We start from the raw sequence: 17,370 nt of genomic DNA on the forward strand, positions 1-17,370 counted from the left end.
CTGATCAGGACGCTATCGACTAGCGGCCTTCCTCTCGCACACCCCGAAACAGGCTTCAGGAGGCTCCCCATGGCACTCGCCGCACTTGCCACCCTCGCCGCCCTGCTTGTGACCGTGGGTTACACCCTGCTATGCCTCGTCTCGCCGTTCGGCCCGTGCCGCCGGTGCGAGGGCACCGGCAACCACATCTCATGGCGGGACAAGCGCCGCGCCGCGAACGGCACCCCGCGCAAGCCCAAGCGCCGCAGCATCCGCAAGCCGTGCCGCCGCTGCAAGGGCACCGGCGCCCGGCTGCGGATCGGCCGCCGCATTCACAACCATGCCCGCCGGCTCCACGCCGACGGCACCCGCTGACCCGCGCTCCGACCACCAGTCAGGAGACCAGCCATGACCACTCTCGCCGCCGGTGGCTCCACCGTCGTCATCGGCCTGCCCGTGATCCTGCTCGCCGCCGCGTTCCTCCTGCTCGCCGGGAACAAGGCGCCCAAGCTCGCCGGGTTCTGCCTGTTCGTCGCCGGCGTCAACCTCTCCGCCACGGCGTTCGCCGCCTCGCTCAACAACTCCACCGGCACGCTCGTCGCCGGCCTGGTCGACGCGCTCGCGTCCGCCATCGCCTGACCGAACGGAGCACCCGCCCGTGCGCATCCGCCGCTGGTTCGTCTACCGCGAGCACCGCGCGATCCACATCGAACGCGGCGCCGACCCGAACTGCCCCGACTGCTTCGGCGAAGGGGGTTGGTGGGAAGGCAGCGCCACCCACCCGGAAGAACCGGACGTCGTGACGTGCCAGTGCAACGACGGGCCGCGCATCCGCATCCCCTACGGCCGACGGCCGAGCCGGACGTACAGCGCCGAACCGCCGTTCTAGAACCGCCCCGGAGCGACCGCCCGAACCACCAAGAACAGTCGGTCGCCCCGGGCCTCCTGCACCACATCAGCAGACAGGAGAACCCCAGCATGACAGGACCCATCCGAGACGTGCCCGTACCGCACGGTCCGTTGGACACGGAGCCGCGCGGCATCGAGCGCCAGACCGGCGCCGAGAATCGCGCACTGCTGCACCGCACGCTCGCCGACGCCGGCGTGGAACTCGGCACGTACGACCGGTTCATCGTCGACTGGCTCGGCAACTGGGACAGCCCCACCGTCCTGACCATCGCCTCGCTCATCGCCCGCGCCGCAGACCTCAAGGGTCCGTCCGAGATGTACCGCACGCTCGCGGACGCCATCACCTCGACCATGGCCTACCCGGACGACTGGGACGGCGACGCCCCCGAACACGTCCGCCTCGCAGAGTACGTCGCCACCCTCGCCGAGTACTTCGGGCGCACCGAGTGAACGCCGCGACCGGCCCGCGTATCGGGTCGCTGTGCACGGGCTACGGCGGCTTGGACGACGCCGTACACGCCTTGTTCGGCGGCGAGACCGTGTGGCACGCGGACAACGACCCCGGCGCGAGCGCGATCCTGGCGCACCACTGGCCCACGGTGCCGAACCTGGGCGACATCACCGCCGTCAACTGGACCACGGTCGCACCGGTCGACGTGGTGACCGGCGGCTACCCCTGCCAGCCCTTCAGCGTCGCCGGGAAGCGAAAGGGAACCACGGATGCCCGACACCTCTGGCCGCACGTGGCCCGTGCCATCGGCGTACTACGACCCCGAATCGCGATCCTTGAAAACGTCGCAGGGCACCTTCGACTCGGATTCGACACCGTCCTCGCCGACCTTGCCCGCCTCGGGTTCGATGCGCGGTGGTGCTGTGTACGCGCATCGCAGGTCGGCGCTCCCCACCGACGGGAACGGCTCTTCGTCCTCGCCTGGCCTGCCGACGCCGGCGGCCCGCGACTGGCGTGGCGGGGGGCAACGAGGGCAACTCCCCACCGTGGTGGCTCTGTTGCCGACGCCGCGCACCTCGGACGCGAACGGCGCCGGAGCGCACGGCACGGGTGGCCCGGATCTGCGGACGTTGATAGCGCGACTGCCCGCGCGTGGCGGCCGTTCACACCCGCCGTCGCCCGCTGGGAACACGTCACCGGACGACCCGCGCCCGCACCAACTGACGATCGCGGACGCCTGAGCCCCGCCGCCGTCGAATGGCTCATGGGCCTGCCCGCAGGCCACGTCACCGAAGTGCCCGGGCTGTCCTGGACCGCCCAGCTCAAGGCGCTGGGCAACGGAGTAGTTCCCCTCCAGGCCGCCGCCGCGCTCCGTCTGCTCCTCGCCGACCAGGACGCGCACCACTTGGCCGCCTGAACACCCCACCGCATCACCGTGACCGGCCGCCCCGCCGGCGGCCGGTCACACCCCGAAGGACACCGGAGGGACACCATGACCCGACCGAACCCGACCCTGAAGGCCGCCGCGCTCGCGCTCGCCGAGCGTGGGTGGCACGTCTTCCCGCTCGTCCCGAACGGCAAGAAGCCCGCCGTGAGCGGTTGGCAGGACCGCGCCACCACCGACGCCGAGCGCATCGCGCGGTGCTGGGACCACGGCGCGTACAACATCGGCCTCGCCACCGGGCCCACGCGCCTGGTGGTGGTCGACCTGGACAAGCCCAAGACCGACACCGACACCCCGCCCGCCGAGTGGGCCGAGCAGGGCGCCACCGACGGCGCCGACGTGTTCGCCCTTCTCGCCCTGACGGCCCAACAGCCCTACCCCGGCGACACGTTCACGGTCGGCACGCCGACCGGCGGGCAGCACCTGTATTACTTCGCGCCCGACGGCACCGACTTCCGCAACACCGCGGGCAAGCTCGGGTGGAAGGTCGACACCCGCGCGGTCGGCGGCTACGTCGTCGCCCCCGGCAGCCTCATCGACGGCGCCCCGTACGCGATTCTCAACGACACCGCGCCCGCGCCGCTCCCGGGATGGCTCGCCGCGCTCCTGCGACCCGCACCGCTGCCCCCGCAGGAACCGGTGATGATCCCGGTCGCCGTTGACCGGCGTACCGCCTACCTGAACGCGGCCGTGAACGGACAATTGGACAAGATCCTTAAATCGCCGGAGCACGGGCACAACATCGCGCTCTACCACTCGGCTGTCGCGCTGGGTCAGCTCGTCGCCGGTGGCGAACTCTCCGAGTCGGACGTGACCAACCGGCTCATGTCCGCCGCGCTCCAAGTTGGTCAACCCGAACGCGAGGCCCGGCGCACCATCCGGTCCGGCCTCGCCAAGGGCCGCGCCCGGCCGCGCACCGTCGCCGCATGACCGCCGTCCCGCATCCGGCTCTGGCCGAGCACCTGCGCGCCGTCCCCACCTCGGACGACGGCGCGCAGGTGCCCGCGGCACCGGCCCGGATCAAGACGGCGTGGACCGCCGACGAACTCATGGGCATGGACTTCCCCGAACCGCGCTGGGCCGTTCCGGGGATCCTGTGCGAGGGCGTGAGCCTGCTCTGTGGTCCGCCGAAGGTCGGTAAGTCGTGGATGTCCCTCGGACTCGGGTTGTGCGTCGCCGCCGGCGGCCTCGCGTTCGACACCATCCCGGTCGACGGCGGACCCGTCCTCTACCTCGCCCTTGAGGACACCGCCCGACGTCTCCAATCCCGCATGGGCAAGCTCCTCGCCGGGCGCAGGGCTCCCCACGGGCTCACGCTCGCGACATCGTGTCCGCCGCTTCCCCAGGGTGGAAGCGAGGCCATCGCGCACTGGCTGGAGCGCCACCCGGACGCGCGCATGGTCGTCATCGACGTGTTCGCCAAGATGCGCGGCAACAGCGCGCCCGGCGCGTCCGCCTACGACGCCGACTACGCCGCCGTCGGCCGCGCCAAAGCCCTCGCCGACCACTACGGCGTCGCCGTCGTCCTCGTCCACCACGTCCGCAAGGCGGGCAGCGACGACTTCCTCGCCGAAGTGTCCGGCACCAACGGACTCGCCGGCGCGGCGGACGCCACACTCGTCCTCAAGCGCGCCCGCGGGCAGGCCGACAGCATCCTTCACGTCACCGGCCGCGACGTGGACGAAGCCGAATACGCCCTGTCCTTCAAGCCCGAAACCGGCGCGTGGCAATTGCTCGACGGACCGGCGTCCGATCACACGATGGGCGACACCCGCGCGGTCATCCTGCGCCACGTCCGCGCCAACCCCGGCGCCCGCCCGAAGGACATCGCCGCCGCGCTGCCCGATGTCGACCCCGACACCGTGCGCCGCACCTGCGCACGCATGGCCGACGCCGGACAACTCACGAAGGACCCCGGCGGCCGGTACTACCCGGACACCGCCACCCGGACAGCCACCGGGGCAGACGTGTCCGAGCTGTCCGGGTGTCCGGTTACCCCACCTGACCTGCGCAATCACCCCGGACAGCTCGGATACGACCTGTCCGGGCTGTCCGGCACCGACGAAAGCGAGGGCAAGTGAAGCGTCCCGCAGCGTTGAAGCTGTCCGAAGTGCTTGAGGAGATCGGCATCTCTCGCGCCGCGTTCTACCGCATGCGTGCTCGCGGCGAGGCGCCCGAGATCACCCCTCTGCCCAACGGTCACCTCCGGATTCACCGGGCCGATCTCGATGCCTGGTGGGCCGGCCTCAAGCAGTCCGCCTGATCTGCCACCGCCGGGGCGTGGCCACCCGCCGCGCCCCGGCGCCATTCTCGGGGAGAACACCGCATGCCCACCCCTTCGTTCGACGTCCGGATCTGGGCCGTTCGCAACCGCAACGGGCGCAAGACTGCCGAGGTCCGGTGGCGGGTCGGCGCCGAAGAGTTCGGATCGACGCACGCCAACAAGACCATGGCCGACGGGCGCCGCGCAGACCTCATCGCGGCCATCAACCGCGGTGAGCCGTTCGACGCCGAATCCGGGCTGCCCATGTCCGAGGTCCGCGCCATCGAAGCCGCGCGCACCGAAGTCACGTGGTACGCCCACGCCCGCGACTTCATCGAGATGAAGTGGCCGCGCAGCTCCGCCAAGAGACGCATGGGCCTTGTCGTCGGCCTGTCGACGGCGACGGTTGCCCTGACCGCCAAGGATGCCCCTTCGCCCGACCCGAAGCAGCTCTATCAGGTGCTCTACCTGTGGGGGTTCAACGTGCATCGATGGAAGCAGGAGCCGCCCGCAGAGGCCCGCGAAATGCTCGCGTGGGTCGAAGCCAACTCACTGCCGGTCCGCAGTCTCGAAAGGGCCGACTCGGTGCGTGCGGTGCTCGGCGCCATGTCGGTGCGGCTGGACGGCAAGCGTGCCGCCGCGTCCACGTTCATCAACAAGCGGGCGGTCTTCCGTACGGCGGTCGGCTACGCGATCGAGAAAGAGCGCCTGGACCGCAACCCGCTCGACAAGGTCTCGTGGGAACGTGACGACGATGACAACCAGGTCGAACCGGCCTGTGTGGTCAATCCCACCCAGGCACACGCCCTCTTGGCGCGGGTCTATGCACAGGGCCGGCGTGGACGGCACTTGGCCGCGTTCTTCGGCTGCATCTACTTCGCGGGCATGCGATGCGCCGAGGTCGTCAAACTCCGCACCGACCAATGCACCCTGCCCAAGCGCGGATGGGGAGAGCTACGCCCCTGCAAGTCCGGTCCGCGCGTCGGTACCGCATGGACCGACAGCGGAGACGCGCACGACGACCGCGGGCTGAAGTCCCGCGCCCGGTCGGCGTCGCGCTCGATCCCGATCCCGCCGGAACTCGTTTCCATGCTTCGGTGGCACGTCTACCGCTACGGGACAGCACCCGATGGCCGGCTGTTCCGCAGCGCCGTTGGTGGCCTCGTGCAGGACAAGGCGTACCGCCTGGAGTGGGCCAAGGCCCGGGAGCAGGTGTTGACGTCCGCACAGGTGGCCTCGCCGCTCGCGAAGCGCCCGTACGACCTGCGGCACGCGTGCGTGTCCCTGTGGCTCAAATCCGGTGTCGCACCGACCGAAGTCGCCCGGCGGGCCGGACAGAGCGTCGACGTGCTGCTGAAGGTCTACGCCAAGTGCATCGACGGCACGGTGAAGCAGGACAACGACCGCATCTCGGCGACCTTGAAGGCGTGGAAGACGCCGAAATCCTGACGTGGCCCGCGCATGGCCCGCAAGCGCTGGTCAGCACGTGAATCAGGGTGAGACAGAGCGAGACAAGCCAGTCTTTTGCGGCATCTCGGATCCGAGACTGTCGACCCGAGTGAAATCGCAGGTCACGTCGGATTTCCCGTGGTCAGGAGGGTGTCTCCCGTCCACGGGAAATCCGGACAAAAGAAGAGACCCGCTCTCCTCGCCGAAGAGCGGGTCCCTATTCGCGGTCTCCGCAGGTCGAACCCTCATACGACCTGCTCGTTCGTGGGCCGAACCCTCATACGGCCCACCATCCGCGGTCCGTGCCCCTGGCGCACCTCAGGGCAGAGCGCGCCAGGGGACGATTTGTTACCCGCGCAGCCCCGAGGCTTCGCGAGCGAGCTTTTCCACCCGCGCCCAGTCGCGCGAGGCGACCGCGTCCGCGGGAAGCATCCAGGACCCGCCGACGCACGCCACGTTCGGCAGCGCCAGGTAGGTCGGGGCCGACGCCGGGGTGATTCCGCCCGTCGGGCAGAACCGCACGTCCGGCACCGGCGAGGCCAGCGACTTCAGGTACGGCGCGCCGCCCGCGGCCTCGGCCGGGAAGAACTTCATCTCCCGCACCCCGCGTTCGCGCAGTTCCAGCACCTCGGACACCGTCGACGTGCCGGGCAGGAAGGGCAGTCCGCTGTCCATCAGCGACCCGTACAGCCGCTCGGTGCAGCCCGGCGTGACCAGGAAGCGCGCGCCGGCGGCGACCGCCGCCTTCGTCTGCTTCGGCGTCAGGACCGTACCGGCGCCCACGAACGCACCCTCGACCTCGGCCGCGATGCGCTCGATCGCGCCGATCGCCGCCGGCGTGCGCAGGGTGACCTCGACGGCGGGCAGCCCGCCCGCCACCAGCGCACGCGCCAGCGGTACGGCCGACTCCACGTCGTCCACGATCACCACCGGGATCACCGGGGCCAGGTCCAGAGCGGACGTGCTCACGCCGCCACCTCCACAAGTCGAGTGCTGCGCGCGTCCAGCCACGCGGACGCGCCGCGCAGAGCCGGATGCGGGGCCACCACGAGTGCGGTGGAGATTCGGTGCAGGTACGGCGCCATCGTCGGGTTGGTCTCGAAGCCCATCCGGAATTCGCTCTTGAGCAGCGTCTCCGTGATCCGCGGCAGAATGCCGCCGGCCAGGAAGACCCCACCGCGAGCGCCCATCGTCAGGGCCACCCCGCCGGCGAAGGTGCCGAGCAGTCGGCAGAACGTCTCCACCGTCGCGACGCAGACCTCGTCGCTCCCGTCCAGGGCGCGGGAGGAGATGTCCGCGGGGCTGAGCGCCTCGGCCGGGACTCCGTGCACCGCCGCCGTGCAGCGGTGCAGGCGACACAGTCCGGGGCCGGAGAGCACATGCTCCGCGGTCACCGTGCCCAGGCCGCCGCGCTCGTCGCGCAGCACCTCCAGGGCCGCGGCGTCCGGGCCGTGCGCCGGACGGAGCAGGACGTGCCCGCCCTCACCCGGCAGCGGCACCCAGCCGCCGCCCGGGATCGGCACCAGGCCGGCCACGCCGAGCCCGGTGCCGGGGCCGAGTACGGCCATCGGCAGCGTCGGGTCGGGCAGTCGGTCGCCGACCACGATCAGGTCGTCGCCCGCGAGGTGCGGCAGCGACAGCGCCAGCGCCTCGAAGTCGTTGATCAGATACAGATCCGGGACGCCCAGCGCGACCCGGGTCTCCGCGATGGACAACACCCACGCGCCGTTGGTCAGCCGGAACCGGTCGCCGTGTACGGGGCCCGCGACCGCCGCGCAGATCGCGCCGGGCCGGGACGCGCCGGAACGCTCCAGGTAGTCCTCGATCGCGGCGGCCAGGTCCACGTGGTCCTCGCTGCGCAGCCCGAGCACCCGTTCGGGCTGCCCGCCCGGCTCGGTGACCACGGCGAAGCGCGCGTTGGTGCCGCCGATGTCGGCGACCAGCCACGGGCGGTCGGGGGTCGGCGGTGCCACGGTCGGGGTCATGCGCTCGCTCCGTCGAAAGCCACGGCCGCGACCGCGCCGAACACACCGGCGCCGAGGTCGGCCGGGCCGACTCCGGCGCGCAGCGCGGTGAACAGTTCGCGTCCCGTGCCGACCCACTCGGCGTCGGTCGGGGCCGCGCCGGTGACCTGGCGCCCGGTCAGATCGGCCTGCGTGGTCAGCGTGCCCGCGACCGCGTCCACGGTCACGATGTCGCCGTCGCGAATCTTGGCGATCGGGCCGCCGGCCGCCGCCTCCGGGGTGCAGTGGATCGCCGCCGGGATCTTGCCGGAGGCACCGGAGAGTCGACCGTCGGTGACCAGTGCCACGTGGTGGCCCCGGTCCTGGAGCACGCCGAGCGCGGGGATCAGCTTGTGCAGCTCGGGCATGCCGTTCGCCCGCGGGCCCTGGTAGCGCAGCACCGCGACCAGGTCGTGGTCCAGCTCGTTGTTCTCGAACGCGGCCAGGAACTCGGCCTGTCCGTCGAACACCCGCGCCGGTGCGGTCACCACGTGGTGCGACGGGTCGACCGCGGACACCTTGATCACCGCGCGACCGAGATCGCCGTGCAACATCCGCAGGCCGCCGTCGGGCGCGAACGGCTTGTCGTACGGCCGCAGTACGTCGAGATCCAGGCTTTCGGTCGGGCCGTCCACCCAGACGATCGAGCCGTCCTCGGTGAGTTGCGGCTCGCGCCGGTAGCGGTTCAGGCCGTCGCCGGCGACGGTGCGCACGTCCTCGTTGAGCAGCCCGCCGTCGAGCAGCGTGCCGATCAGGAACGCGGTGCCGCCCGCGGCGTGGAAGTGGTTGATGTCCGCCGGGCCGTTCGGATACATCCGGGTCAACAGCGGGACCGCGGTGGACAGCTCGGCGAAGTCGTCCCAGGTGAGTGTGATCCCGGCGGCGGCGGCCATCGCGACCAGGTGCAGCGTGTGGTTGGTCGAACCGCCGGTGGCCAGGAGCGCGACGACCGCGTTGACCCAGGCCTTCTCGTCGAGCACCTCGCCGATCGGCGTGTACTCGCGGACCAGCGACGTCGGGTCGCCGAGCGACGTGGTGGCCGCGACCCGGCGGCCCGCCTCGTCGGTCAGCGCCTTGCGCAGCGGCTGGTCGGGGTGCACGAAGCTGGCGCCCGGCAGGTGCAGTCCGAGCACCTCCATCACGAGCTGGTTCGTGTTCGCGGTGCCGTAGAAGGTGCAGGTCCCGATGCCGTGGTACGCGCCGGCCTCGGCGTCGAGCAGTTCCTCGCGGGAGACCTTGCCCTCGGCGAAGCGCTGCCGGACCCGGGCCTTCTCCTTGTTCGGCAGGCCCGAGGACATCGGGCCGGCCGGCACGAAGATCGTCGGCAGGTGGCCGAAGGACAGGGCGCCGATCACCAGACCGGGCACGATCTTGTCGCACACGCCGAGCATCAGCGCGCCGTCGAACATGTCGTGGGCCAGCGCCACGGCCGCCGCCATCGCGACCACGTCGCGGCTGAACAGGGACAGTTCCATGCCCGCACGGCCCTGGGTGATCCCGTCGCACATGGCGGGCACGCCGCCGGCGAACTGGGCCACGCCGCCGGCCTCGGCCACCGCGGCCTTGAGCTGCTCGGGGTAGGTCCGCAGCGGCTGGTGCGCGGAGAGCATGTCGTTGTAAGAGGAGACGATCGCGACGTTCGGCTTGACCGGGCCCTGCGGGCCGGTGCCGCGCAGGCCGAGCTTCTCGCTGGGCGAGCAGGCGGCGAAGCCGTGGGCGAAGTTGGCGCAACCGAGCTGTCCGCGGGCGGGGGCCTCGGTGGCCGCGGCCCGGATCCGCTCCAGGTACGCCGTACGCGTGGCGGCACTGCGGCGCGCGATGCGCTCCGTCACTGCGGCCACCGTCGGGTGGGTCCTCTGCTCGCTCACGATCTTGGTGCCCCTGCTGTCGGCGGCCTGCTCTGCCGGTTCGGGTACCAAACTAGGGGTACTTTTGCTTCCTGGCAAGCAAAAGAGTGACGCTCGGGTGTCGAAGTAGTGAACTTAGGGCTTTGACCGAGGGAAAGCCGCCCTGGTTCACTGGATGGCATGGCCCGACGCGCGAATCCCATCCCGCACAGCAGTGCAGGCGAGGTCCTTCGCCTTGTGCGCGAAGGGGATGCCGAGACCCGGGCCGACGTCGCCCGGCTTACCGGGCTGTCCCGATCCGCCGTGGCGGCCCGGATCGACGAACTGGTCGACGCCGGTCTGCTGGCCGAGCGCGCCGACGGCGTGTCCACCGGCGGCCGACCGCCGATCCGCCTCGAACTCAATCCCGACGGCGGCCTGGTGCTGGCCGCCTCGCTCGGCAGCAGCCGAGGTCAGCTCGCGGTCTGCGACCTGACCGGCCGGGTGCTGGCCAGCCGGGAGACCCGAATGGCCGCCCAGGGTGGACCGGACGCGGTGCTCACCGGACTGCCGGACTGGATCGACACGATGCTCGCGGACGAGGGCTTCGACCCGGCGCGGGTGCGCGGCGTCGGAGTGGCGGTGCCCGGCCCCGTCGAACTGGACACCGGGCGCGCGGCCGGCGCGCCGACGCTGCCCGGCTGGGACGGGGTGGCGATAGCGCCCGCCCTGCAACGCCGGTTGCCGGTACCGGTGTACGTGGACAACGACGTGAACGTGATGGCCCTGGGCGAGTACCGGGCCCGGGCCGACGCGGGCGACCTGGTCTTCGTCAAGGCGTCCACCGGCATCGGCGCGGGGATAGTCGCCGACGGCAAGGTCTACCGGGGCGCGCTCGGCGCGGCGGGCGAGATCGGCCACATCCCGGTCGCCGGCGGCACCGGCGTGCGGTGTTGGTGCGGCAATGTGGACTGCCTCGAAGTGCTGGCCAGCGGACGGCACTTGATCGAGACGCTGGCCGCGCACGGGGCCCGCTTTCCGGACGGTCGCGAGATCTCCAGCGTGCGCGACGTGGTGGCGCTCGCGGCGGCCGGTCAGCCCGAGGCGGTCCGACTCGTGCGCGAGTCCGGGCGGATGCTCGGCGAGGTGCTGGCGAGCGTGGTCAACGTGCTCAATCCGGCGGTCGTGGTGCTGGGCGGCGACCTCGCCGACGCGGGCGATCCGTTGCTCGCGGGGGTGCGGGAGGTCGTCTACAAGCGGTCCACGGCGGTGGCCACGCGCGAACTGCGGATCGTACCGAGCGTGTTGGGCGAGGCCGCGGGCCTGACCGGCTGCGCGTTCATGGCGTTGGACCAGATCCTGTCGCCCGATTCGGTGGACACGACGCTGGCGCGGCTTGCCGGTGGGCGGTCGTTGCCGAGTGTGAATCGGGCGCTTCCGGCCTGAGGCCGGGCTGTTCGGCCTCAGGCGCCGGCCGGGCCGAACCTGTTTTCGTCCGACGTTGGCCGTCGGTTGCCCCGGGTCGGCCTCGAACGCCGGCCGGGCCGAATTGCCGGGCGTCGGCTCGTCGGGTCGACCCCAAGCGGGCCCGGCCGAATTGCCGGTACGCCGCCTCGAACGCCCCGGGTCGAGTGGCCGGGCATGCGGTGATCGGGCGCCTTCCGCTGCTCGGAAACGGATCCTCCGCGTGGGGAATGTTGAGCGGGCAACTATCGTTGGAGCGAGCAAGGCCCGGAAAGCCGGGTCGGTACTCGTATCCGAGGAGCAGGCCATGCCCGCCGTCACCGTTTCCAACCCGCTGGCCCTGCCGCGTCTGCCGGAACCCGGTCTCGACGCGCGGCCGCGTCCCGTACTCGCCGTCACCACCGCGCCCACCGGCGTCGAGGGTGAGGGTTTCCCGGTTCGTCGGGCCCTCGCGGGGATCGACCAGAGCCGTCTCGACCCGTTCATCATGATGGATCAGATGGGTGAGGTGGACTACGCGCCGGGCGAGCCCAAGGGCACCCCGTGGCACCCGCACCGCGGCTTCGAGACGGTGACCTATCTGATCGACGGCGAGTTCGTACACCAGGACTCGGCCGGCGGCGGCGGGGTGATCACCGATGGGGACACCCAATGGATGACCGCCGGCTCCGGACTGCTGCACATCGAGGCGCCGCCGGAGGCGCTGGTGACCAGTGGCGGTCTGTTCCACGGCATCCAGTTGTGGGTCAACCTGCCGTCCGCGCAGAAGATGGCCGATCCGCGCTATCAGGACATCCGCGCGGGTGACGTCAAGCTGCTCGCGTCGGACGACGGCGGCGCGCTGGTGCGCCTGATCGCGGGCTCCGTCGGCGACTTCGACGGCCCGGGCATCACGCACACCCCCATCACCTTGGTGCACGCCTCGGTCAACCCGGGCGCACGACTTTCGCTGCCCTGGCGCAAGGACTACAACGCACTGGTGTACGTTCTCGCGGGCTCCGGCACCGTCGGGACCGAACGTCGACCGATCGAAACCGGCCGGCTCGCGGTCTTCGGCGCCGGGGACACGATCGACCTCCAGGCCGACGCGCGACAGGATTCGAACAAGCCGAACCTCGAGGTGATCGTTCTCGGTGGGCAGCCGATCGGCGAGGAAGTCGCCTGGTACGGCCCCTTCGTGATGAACACGCACGCCGAACTGGCTCAGGCGTTCGACGACTTCAAGGCGGGCCGGATGGGAAGGATCCCCGCCGACCGGATCTGACGGCCGGTCAACAGTGGCCGAAGATCATCGCCGAGGAATCTGACGCACCGTCAGAGCCCTTAGGGTGCAAGGGAATGCCTCATAGGGGCGAGCGCGTGGGCTACGCAACGGAGCCGACCGGTCGCCCCTTGACGCTGTCCCGCCCACTGGCCACACTGAACAAGGTCAAATGGAACGTACCGGTTTGCCGCGCTATGAGCGTGGCCTGCGGAAACAGGAGTGGAGCCGTCACCTCACCACCGTGAGCTCCGCCGCCGGGCCGAAGTGGCCCCGGTCGACGGGTGCGATGTGACACCGGACGAGAGGAGTCCGCGTATGTCCCGGCCCTCCCGGGTGGCACACGGCATCGGCGACGGTGACCGACGGCCGCCCCACACCTCATATTTCGCCGAATCGCCGATCGTTTCGCGGGTGATCGCACCGACTTCGACCGGTGCGTCGTCCGCAGTCGCCCGATCGACCCGTGCGTGGCCCGGCGCGTCCGGGTCCTGGGGGCGGTGATGGCCACCGACTGGCGCAAGAAGTTCGTGGAGAGCACGGTCAAGACCCGTGCCTCGTCCACGAACTGGATCGCGCTGAAGATCATCCACTCGAACGCGCTCACGATGCTCATCCTCGGCACCGCCGCGGTGTTCGCGGTGGTCCTGCATCTCAAGGGACGTGCGCGCGATGGCGAGTTGTTCGCGCTCGTGATCGCCGTGCCGTGGATACTGGCGGCATATCGACACAGCCGGACCTGCAAGCCGTGTCCACGTCAGTCGGGAGGGGGATAGGCGATGAGCGCGTACGAACCGCCACCGCCCCCCGAGGCACGCGGACTTCGGCTCGGCGACCTGGTCCGTCGACGCCGACTCGCCGATCCCGACGACGAGGAGCCGGCCTTCCCGGCGCCTCGCCACGATCGCGCGGACAAACCCTCGGGCCGGGCCGCGAGCGGGCCCGAGCGCGAGTCCCGCGCGTCCCGGGACGAGGACGAGCCCTCCTGGCGGCGCGACTTGCGGGAGCGTCGGAAGCACGAGCGGGAGACCGCGGCCAGGGCCGAGACCCGGCGCACGACCGAGCGCGCGAGCGATGCGTCCGCGCGCCCCGGACGAGCCGCCGCCGCCCGACGCGCCGAGGAAGCGCAGGCCCAGGGTCGGCGAACCCAGGCGCAGCGGGCCGAGGGTGGCGCCGCCGGCGTGGCGGATCGCTCGGCTCGGCCCCCGGTGCGGCATGTGATGAAACCCCGCGACCCGGGCCGCCACAACGCGCCCGCGACCCCCGCGGAGAGCGCGCGCAAGTTGCCGTGGCGCAAGTCCGCCAAGGCGGCCGGCCCGATCGCGGGCGCCGCCGGGGCGGGCCCCGCCGCAGAGACCGCGGGCGGCTCGACCGCCGCCTCCGGCCTGGCCCGATTCGTCCGTCGAGGTCCTGCGGCTGCCGCCGCGGACGATGCCGCCGACTCCGGTACCCAGGGTGGGAGTTCGGGCATACCCAAGGTGCAGCCGCCGTTCGCGGGGGCTGCCGAGGGGAGTGCCGGACCCAGTCGGGGGCCGTTCGGTGGGACCGACCTGATCATGCTGGTTCCCGCCGGATTCGCCGCCTACTACGGTGCGGGGCTCCTGGTGAGCTGCTCGTCCGAGGCGAACTTCATGGCGGCCTTCTGCCTGTGGCTCATGATGGGCTTCTGGATCGTGATCGTCAGCGCGAAATGGCCGCTGTTGCGGCTCATGCGCTGGGCCTGGGTGCTCGCCGGTCTGATGGCCGGCGCATCCATCCCCATCGGTGGCGGGTGACGGTGCGAGCGACGTGAGTAGCTTACGAACCGTCATATCACGGGTACGCCAAGGCAAACAGGGACCGGCGGACGACCGCAGGACCGGAGGGGAATCATGCACATGTCGCTGAGCGCCGTGGCCGCTGCCGCGCCCGACTCCATCGTCGAGCTCCACTCGGCGGTGACCACCGAGACGAGCAGCGTCGGTCGCGGGGTGACCGTCGGTGTCCCGATCCTGATCATCTTCATTCTCTTCTACCTGGTCACCCACAAGAACTACAAAATCGGTGGCCTGGTGCTGGCCTTCGTGGCCGGCGTGATGTTGTCCGGGACCCAGGTGGCCTCCTCGCTCTCCGAGCTGGTCGACCACTTCGTCACGGCCGGCGTCAACGCGGTGAGCGACACGTTCAGCTGAGCCGGGGCCGTACGGGCCGGGCCGCAGGACGGTCCGGGCCCGACGGTCGTGGTTCGAACACGCGTCGGTGGCGGGTGACATCCGGCGTGCGGTGGTGGTCTCGGTGGTAGTCCCCAGGACATGAGTGATCCGCTGCACGTGATGACGTTCAATCTGCGCGGCCCGGAGAACCCGGCGCCGAACTCGTGGCGCGAGCGCTACCCGCTCGTGCTGGAGTCGATCCGTCGCGAGCATCCGCATGTGCTGGGCACCCAGGAGGGTCGCTGGCACCAACTGCGGCCGTTGGCTCGCGATTTGCGGGCCGATTACGACTGGATCGGCCTCGGGCGCGAGGGTGGCAGCGGATCCGAGTTCGGCGCGGTGTTCTACGACGTCGAACGCCTGGAGCCGCTGGCCTTCGATCATCTGTGGTTGTCCGCGTTCCCGCGCCTGATCGGCTCGCGCACGTGGGGCAATTGGCGGCATCCCCGGATGATGACCTGGATCCGCTTCCGGGATCTGGACACCGGTGGCGAGTTCGGTTTCGTGAACACGCATTGGGATCACGTCTCGGCGAACGCCCGGCGCAAGAGCGCGTACGCGCTGCGGGCGCTGTTGGCGCGTCGGTTCGCCGGTGAACCGGTGATCGTGGTGGGCGACTTCAACGTCGGCACCGACAGCGACCCGTACATGATCCTGACCGGGGACGGGCTGCTGCGGGACGCCGATCCGGCCGGCACGACCCGGACCTACAACGACTGGGAACCGCCGGTCGAGGGCGAACGCATCGACTGGATCCTGGCCGGCACCGATTTCGACGTCGTCGACGCCCGCACGCTGACCTGGACCAGGGACGGCCGCTGCCCGTCCGACCACTGGCCGGTCCAGGCGTGGCTGACCCGGCGAACGCCGGTGTCCTGAGCCGGAGTCGACCGGCCCGCCCGCGCCCGACGGCGGCCGGGCCCGGTTCGGGGGCGGGTCAGCCGGCGTGCCGGGCCTGGACGATCGCCGGGTAGCGGGCGGTGAACATCGCCGGGGCCACGAAGCCGGCGGCCTGGACGGCGATCGCCGCGGCCGTGGCCAGGTCCTGCGCCTTGATCAGGTAGAGCACGATCGCGGTGACCGTGAAGCTCGCCGCCCAGACCGCGGTGATCACCACGTTGACCCGGAGGAAGCCGGGCAGGCCCCAGATCTCGCGCGGGGTGGAGCGGCGGGCGATCACCAGGGTGAACGGGTTGCGGGCGGCCAGCGAGCCCCACGCGGTGATCGCGAGCCAGCCGAACGAGGCGGCGCCGACGTAGCGGTGGAAGGCCGCGTCAGGCATGGCGAACGCGATCGGGGTCAGCACCGCGAAGAACGCCGCGCTGCTGTAGGAGAGCAGGTCGACGCCGCGGCCGGCCCGGTGGTCCTGGGCGGCCGTCACGAGGGTGACGATCAGGGCGGCGAGGGCGCCCCACTGCCAGGCGGTGGAGGGGATGGCGGCGAAGACGATCCACGGTGCGAAGTTGCGTGCGTAGTTCACGGGATTCCCCTGACTCGACCCTGCGCTCCTGACATGTCAATGATGGACGTTCCACTTTCGACATGTCAATCCTGAGTGGTAAAGTCCGGGTCATGAGCCTCCGTCACGCACTCCTGGGACTCCTCGCCAACCGGTCGGCCAGTGGCTACGACCTGTTGAAGTCGTTCGAAACGTCGCTGGCCAACGTGTGGCCGGCCACGCAGAGCCAGGTCTACGGCGAGTTGGGCAAGCTCTCCGCCGAGGGCATGCTCGACGTGACCGCCGAGGGCCCGCGTGGCCGCAAGGAATACTCGATCACCGCGAGCGGCCGGACCGAGCTGCGGCACTGGCTGGTCGAGGTCGAGCCCGAGCGGGTCCGGCGCAGCGGGATGCTCCTGCGGGTCTTCTTCCTGGACACGCTGGATCCGGACGAGGCCCGGGACTATCTCGCCGCGCAGGCCGAGGCGGCGGCCGGCACCCATACCGGGCTGCGGGCGATGGAGGCGAGCGTCGAGTGGGACGACAGCCCGCTGTCGGTGTACGGGCGGATCGCACTGGAGTACGGGCTTCGCCTGTCGCAGGTGCAGCGCGAGTGGGCGCAGTGGGCGACGGAACAGGTGGCCTCGCCGAAGGCGGAGTGAACGGGCGAGGCGGCGGATACGAAAGGGTGGCCACGCCCCGGTCGGTGGGTACCCGGTTCGCGCCGGCCGGGCGATCCGGCCTCGCCGCGGGGCGAGGGGATCGATCCCCCCCGGACTCCTGGAGAACCCGTGTTTCGTACCGTCCGCACCGTCATGGTCTTCGCCGGCGACCCGCGCGCGAGTGCGCGGTGGTGGGCCGAAGTGCTCGACGTCCCGGCCCGCTTCGACATCGACGAGGAGTCGGTGTACGCGTGGGTGGACATCGCCGGGGTCGAACTGGGCTTCCACCCCGCCGATCCGGCGCGCAACCCGCCGGGCGGGAGCACCGTCCCATACTGGGGCGTGGCCGACCTCGACGCGATCCGGGATCGGCTCCTCGCGGCGGGCTGCGTGCATCATCGCGGCCCGTTGGTGATCGAACCCGGCCGCCGGATCTGCCAACTGGTGGACCCGTTCGGCTTCGTGTTCGGTCTGGAAGGGCCCTGACAAGGGCGCGGGTGCCGGTGGACCCGGTCAGTGCGGATCCGCCG

Annotated in this window: 21 protein-coding genes and 1 pseudogene; 18 read left to right on the forward strand and 4 right to left on the reverse strand. The window is 71.1% G+C overall.

Annotation, left to right across the window (positions count from 1 at the left end; all coding sequences use genetic code 11):
* Nucleotides 1-69: 69 nt before the first annotated feature.
* The 10 genes and pseudogenes from ACH4U8_RS33140 (at nt 70) to ACH4U8_RS33185 (ending at nt 5,994) form a co-directional block, all read left to right on the forward strand.
* Nucleotides 70-354: a hypothetical protein gene (locus tag ACH4U8_RS33140; RefSeq protein WP_395782159.1), complete on the forward strand. Its 285-nt coding sequence runs from the start codon at nt 70-72 to the stop codon at nt 352-354.
* Between the two features lie 33 nt (nt 355-387).
* Nucleotides 388-618 (forward strand): hypothetical protein, encoded by a 231-nt coding sequence (locus tag ACH4U8_RS33145; protein WP_395782161.1) that lies wholly within the window; start codon nt 388-390, stop codon nt 616-618.
* A 19-nt stretch (nt 619-637) separates the two neighbouring features.
* A complete protein-coding gene (locus ACH4U8_RS33150; protein WP_395782163.1) occupies nt 638-868 on the forward strand; it encodes a hypothetical protein in 231 nt (76 codons plus the stop codon).
* Between the two features lie 89 nt (nt 869-957).
* Nucleotides 958-1,338, forward strand: a complete 381-nt coding sequence (locus ACH4U8_RS33155; protein ID WP_395782165.1) for a hypothetical protein — start codon at nt 958-960, stop codon at nt 1,336-1,338.
* Nucleotides 1,335-1,763 (forward strand): annotated as a pseudogene (locus tag ACH4U8_RS33160) (DNA cytosine methyltransferase); the annotation flags it as partial. The gene ACH4U8_RS33155 and the pseudogene ACH4U8_RS33160, both read left to right, overlap by 4 nt.
* A gap of 339 nt (nt 1,764-2,102) precedes the next feature.
* Nucleotides 2,103-2,255 carry a hypothetical protein gene (locus ACH4U8_RS33165; RefSeq protein WP_395782372.1) on the forward strand — a complete coding sequence of 51 codons (153 nt, stop codon included), beginning with the start codon at nt 2,103-2,105 and terminating at the stop codon, nt 2,253-2,255.
* A 75-nt stretch (nt 2,256-2,330) separates the two neighbouring features.
* Nucleotides 2,331-3,212 (forward strand): bifunctional DNA primase/polymerase, encoded by an 882-nt coding sequence (locus ACH4U8_RS33170; RefSeq protein ID WP_395782167.1) that lies wholly within the window; start codon nt 2,331-2,333, stop codon nt 3,210-3,212.
* Entirely contained in the window at nt 3,209-4,363 is a 1,155-nt protein-coding gene (locus tag ACH4U8_RS33175; protein WP_395782169.1) for an AAA family ATPase, read from the forward strand. The genes ACH4U8_RS33170 and ACH4U8_RS33175 overlap by 4 nt, the downstream gene beginning before the upstream one ends.
* Nucleotides 4,360-4,545, forward strand: coding sequence for a helix-turn-helix transcriptional regulator (locus ACH4U8_RS33180; RefSeq protein WP_395782171.1), 186 nt, complete (start codon nt 4,360-4,362; stop codon nt 4,543-4,545). The genes ACH4U8_RS33175 and ACH4U8_RS33180 overlap by 4 nt, the downstream gene beginning before the upstream one ends.
* 63 nt (nt 4,546-4,608) lie before the next feature.
* Entirely contained in the window at nt 4,609-5,994 is a 1,386-nt protein-coding gene (locus ACH4U8_RS33185; protein WP_395782173.1) for a tyrosine-type recombinase/integrase, read from the forward strand.
* A 348-nt stretch (nt 5,995-6,342) separates the two neighbouring features.
* Here ACH4U8_RS33185 and eda read toward each other — a convergent pair whose 3' ends face one another.
* From eda to edd, 3 genes are read right to left on the reverse strand one after another with little or no spacing between them, the layout of a single operon-like run.
* On the reverse strand, nt 6,343-6,963 hold the full coding sequence (gene eda / locus ACH4U8_RS33190) for a bifunctional 4-hydroxy-2-oxoglutarate aldolase/2-dehydro-3-deoxy-phosphogluconate aldolase (RefSeq protein ID WP_360315642.1): 621 nt from the start codon (nt 6,961-6,963) through the stop codon (nt 6,343-6,345).
* Nucleotides 6,960-7,979 carry a glucokinase gene (gene glk / locus ACH4U8_RS33195; protein ID WP_395782175.1) on the reverse strand — a complete coding sequence of 340 codons (1,020 nt, stop codon included), beginning with the start codon at nt 7,977-7,979 and terminating at the stop codon, nt 6,960-6,962. Before glk ends, eda begins: the two co-directional genes overlap by 4 nt.
* Nucleotides 7,976-9,865 carry a phosphogluconate dehydratase gene (edd, locus tag ACH4U8_RS33200; protein ID WP_395782177.1) on the reverse strand — a complete coding sequence of 630 codons (1,890 nt, stop codon included), beginning with the start codon at nt 9,863-9,865 and terminating at the stop codon, nt 7,976-7,978. Before edd ends, glk begins: the two co-directional genes overlap by 4 nt.
* A gap of 216 nt (nt 9,866-10,081) precedes the next feature.
* On the opposite strand from edd, the gene ACH4U8_RS33205 reads away from it, so the two are divergent.
* The 6 genes from ACH4U8_RS33205 to ACH4U8_RS33230 all read left to right on the forward strand — a co-directional run bounded on the left by ACH4U8_RS33205 (nt 10,082) and on the right by ACH4U8_RS33230 (nt 15,619).
* Nucleotides 10,082-11,269, forward strand: a complete 1,188-nt coding sequence (locus tag ACH4U8_RS33205) for an ROK family protein (RefSeq protein ID WP_395782179.1) — start codon at nt 10,082-10,084, stop codon at nt 11,267-11,269.
* Between the two features lie 325 nt (nt 11,270-11,594).
* Nucleotides 11,595-12,551 carry a pirin family protein gene (locus ACH4U8_RS33210; RefSeq protein ID WP_360315650.1) on the forward strand — a complete coding sequence of 319 codons (957 nt, stop codon included), beginning with the start codon at nt 11,595-11,597 and terminating at the stop codon, nt 12,549-12,551.
* Nucleotides 12,552-13,018: 467 nt separating this feature from the next.
* Nucleotides 13,019-13,324, forward strand: a complete 306-nt coding sequence (locus ACH4U8_RS33215) for a hypothetical protein (RefSeq protein WP_360315652.1) — start codon at nt 13,019-13,021, stop codon at nt 13,322-13,324.
* A 3-nt stretch (nt 13,325-13,327) separates the two neighbouring features.
* Nucleotides 13,328-14,323: a hypothetical protein gene (locus ACH4U8_RS33220; protein WP_395782181.1), complete on the forward strand. Its 996-nt coding sequence runs from the start codon at nt 13,328-13,330 to the stop codon at nt 14,321-14,323.
* 102 nt (nt 14,324-14,425) lie between these two features.
* A complete protein-coding gene (locus ACH4U8_RS33225; protein WP_379990453.1) occupies nt 14,426-14,719 on the forward strand; it encodes a hypothetical protein in 294 nt (97 codons plus the stop codon).
* Nucleotides 14,720-14,839: 120 nt separating this feature from the next.
* Nucleotides 14,840-15,619 carry an endonuclease/exonuclease/phosphatase family protein gene (locus ACH4U8_RS33230; protein ID WP_395782183.1) on the forward strand — a complete coding sequence of 260 codons (780 nt, stop codon included), beginning with the start codon at nt 14,840-14,842 and terminating at the stop codon, nt 15,617-15,619.
* A 58-nt stretch (nt 15,620-15,677) separates the two neighbouring features.
* On the opposite strand, the gene ACH4U8_RS33235 is transcribed toward ACH4U8_RS33230, so the two are convergent.
* Nucleotides 15,678-16,220 (reverse strand): hypothetical protein, encoded by a 543-nt coding sequence (locus ACH4U8_RS33235; RefSeq protein ID WP_395782185.1) that lies wholly within the window; start codon nt 16,218-16,220, stop codon nt 15,678-15,680.
* Nucleotides 16,221-16,312: 92 nt separating this feature from the next.
* Between ACH4U8_RS33235 and ACH4U8_RS33240 the strand changes: the two genes are divergently transcribed.
* Nucleotides 16,313-16,840: a PadR family transcriptional regulator gene (locus ACH4U8_RS33240; protein WP_360315662.1), complete on the forward strand. Its 528-nt coding sequence runs from the start codon at nt 16,313-16,315 to the stop codon at nt 16,838-16,840.
* A gap of 129 nt (nt 16,841-16,969) precedes the next feature.
* The gene (locus ACH4U8_RS33245; RefSeq protein WP_360315664.1) at nt 16,970-17,326 is read left to right on the forward strand and encodes a VOC family protein; all 357 of its coding nucleotides are present in this window, start codon (nt 16,970-16,972) and stop codon (nt 17,324-17,326) included.
* Nucleotides 17,327-17,370 lie beyond the last annotated feature (44 nt).

The organism is Embleya sp. NPDC020886, assembly GCF_044333915.1.
In the GTDB taxonomy this organism is placed as follows: Bacteria; Actinomycetota; Actinomycetes; order Streptomycetales; family Streptomycetaceae; genus Embleya.

Coding starts and splice junctions, on each gene's coding strand:
- ACH4U8_RS33140 (WP_395782159.1), top strand. CDS start 70: ATGGCACTCGCCGCACTTGCCACCCTCGCCGCCCTGCTTGTGACCGTG.
- ACH4U8_RS33145 (WP_395782161.1), top strand. CDS start 388: ATGACCACTCTCGCCGCCGGTGGCTCCACCGTCGTCATCGGCCTGCCC.
- ACH4U8_RS33155 (WP_395782165.1), top strand. CDS start 958: ATGACAGGACCCATCCGAGACGTGCCCGTACCGCACGGTCCGTTGGAC.
- ACH4U8_RS33165 (WP_395782372.1), top strand. CDS start 2,103: ATGGGCCTGCCCGCAGGCCACGTCACCGAAGTGCCCGGGCTGTCCTGG.
- ACH4U8_RS33170 (WP_395782167.1), top strand. CDS start 2,331: ATGACCCGACCGAACCCGACCCTGAAGGCCGCCGCGCTCGCGCTCGCC.
- ACH4U8_RS33175 (WP_395782169.1), top strand. CDS start 3,209: ATGACCGCCGTCCCGCATCCGGCTCTGGCCGAGCACCTGCGCGCCGTC.
- ACH4U8_RS33185 (WP_395782173.1), top strand. CDS start 4,609: ATGCCCACCCCTTCGTTCGACGTCCGGATCTGGGCCGTTCGCAACCGC.
- glk (WP_395782175.1), bottom strand. CDS start 7,979: ATGACCCCGACCGTGGCACCGCCGACCCCCGACCGCCCGTGGCTGGTC.
- ACH4U8_RS33210 (WP_360315650.1), top strand. CDS start 11,595: ATGCCCGCCGTCACCGTTTCCAACCCGCTGGCCCTGCCGCGTCTGCCG.
- ACH4U8_RS33220 (WP_395782181.1), top strand. CDS start 13,328: ATGAGCGCGTACGAACCGCCACCGCCCCCCGAGGCACGCGGACTTCGG.
- ACH4U8_RS33225 (WP_379990453.1), top strand. CDS start 14,426: ATGTCGCTGAGCGCCGTGGCCGCTGCCGCGCCCGACTCCATCGTCGAG.
- ACH4U8_RS33230 (WP_395782183.1), top strand. CDS start 14,840: ATGAGTGATCCGCTGCACGTGATGACGTTCAATCTGCGCGGCCCGGAG.
- ACH4U8_RS33240 (WP_360315662.1), top strand. CDS start 16,313: ATGAGCCTCCGTCACGCACTCCTGGGACTCCTCGCCAACCGGTCGGCC.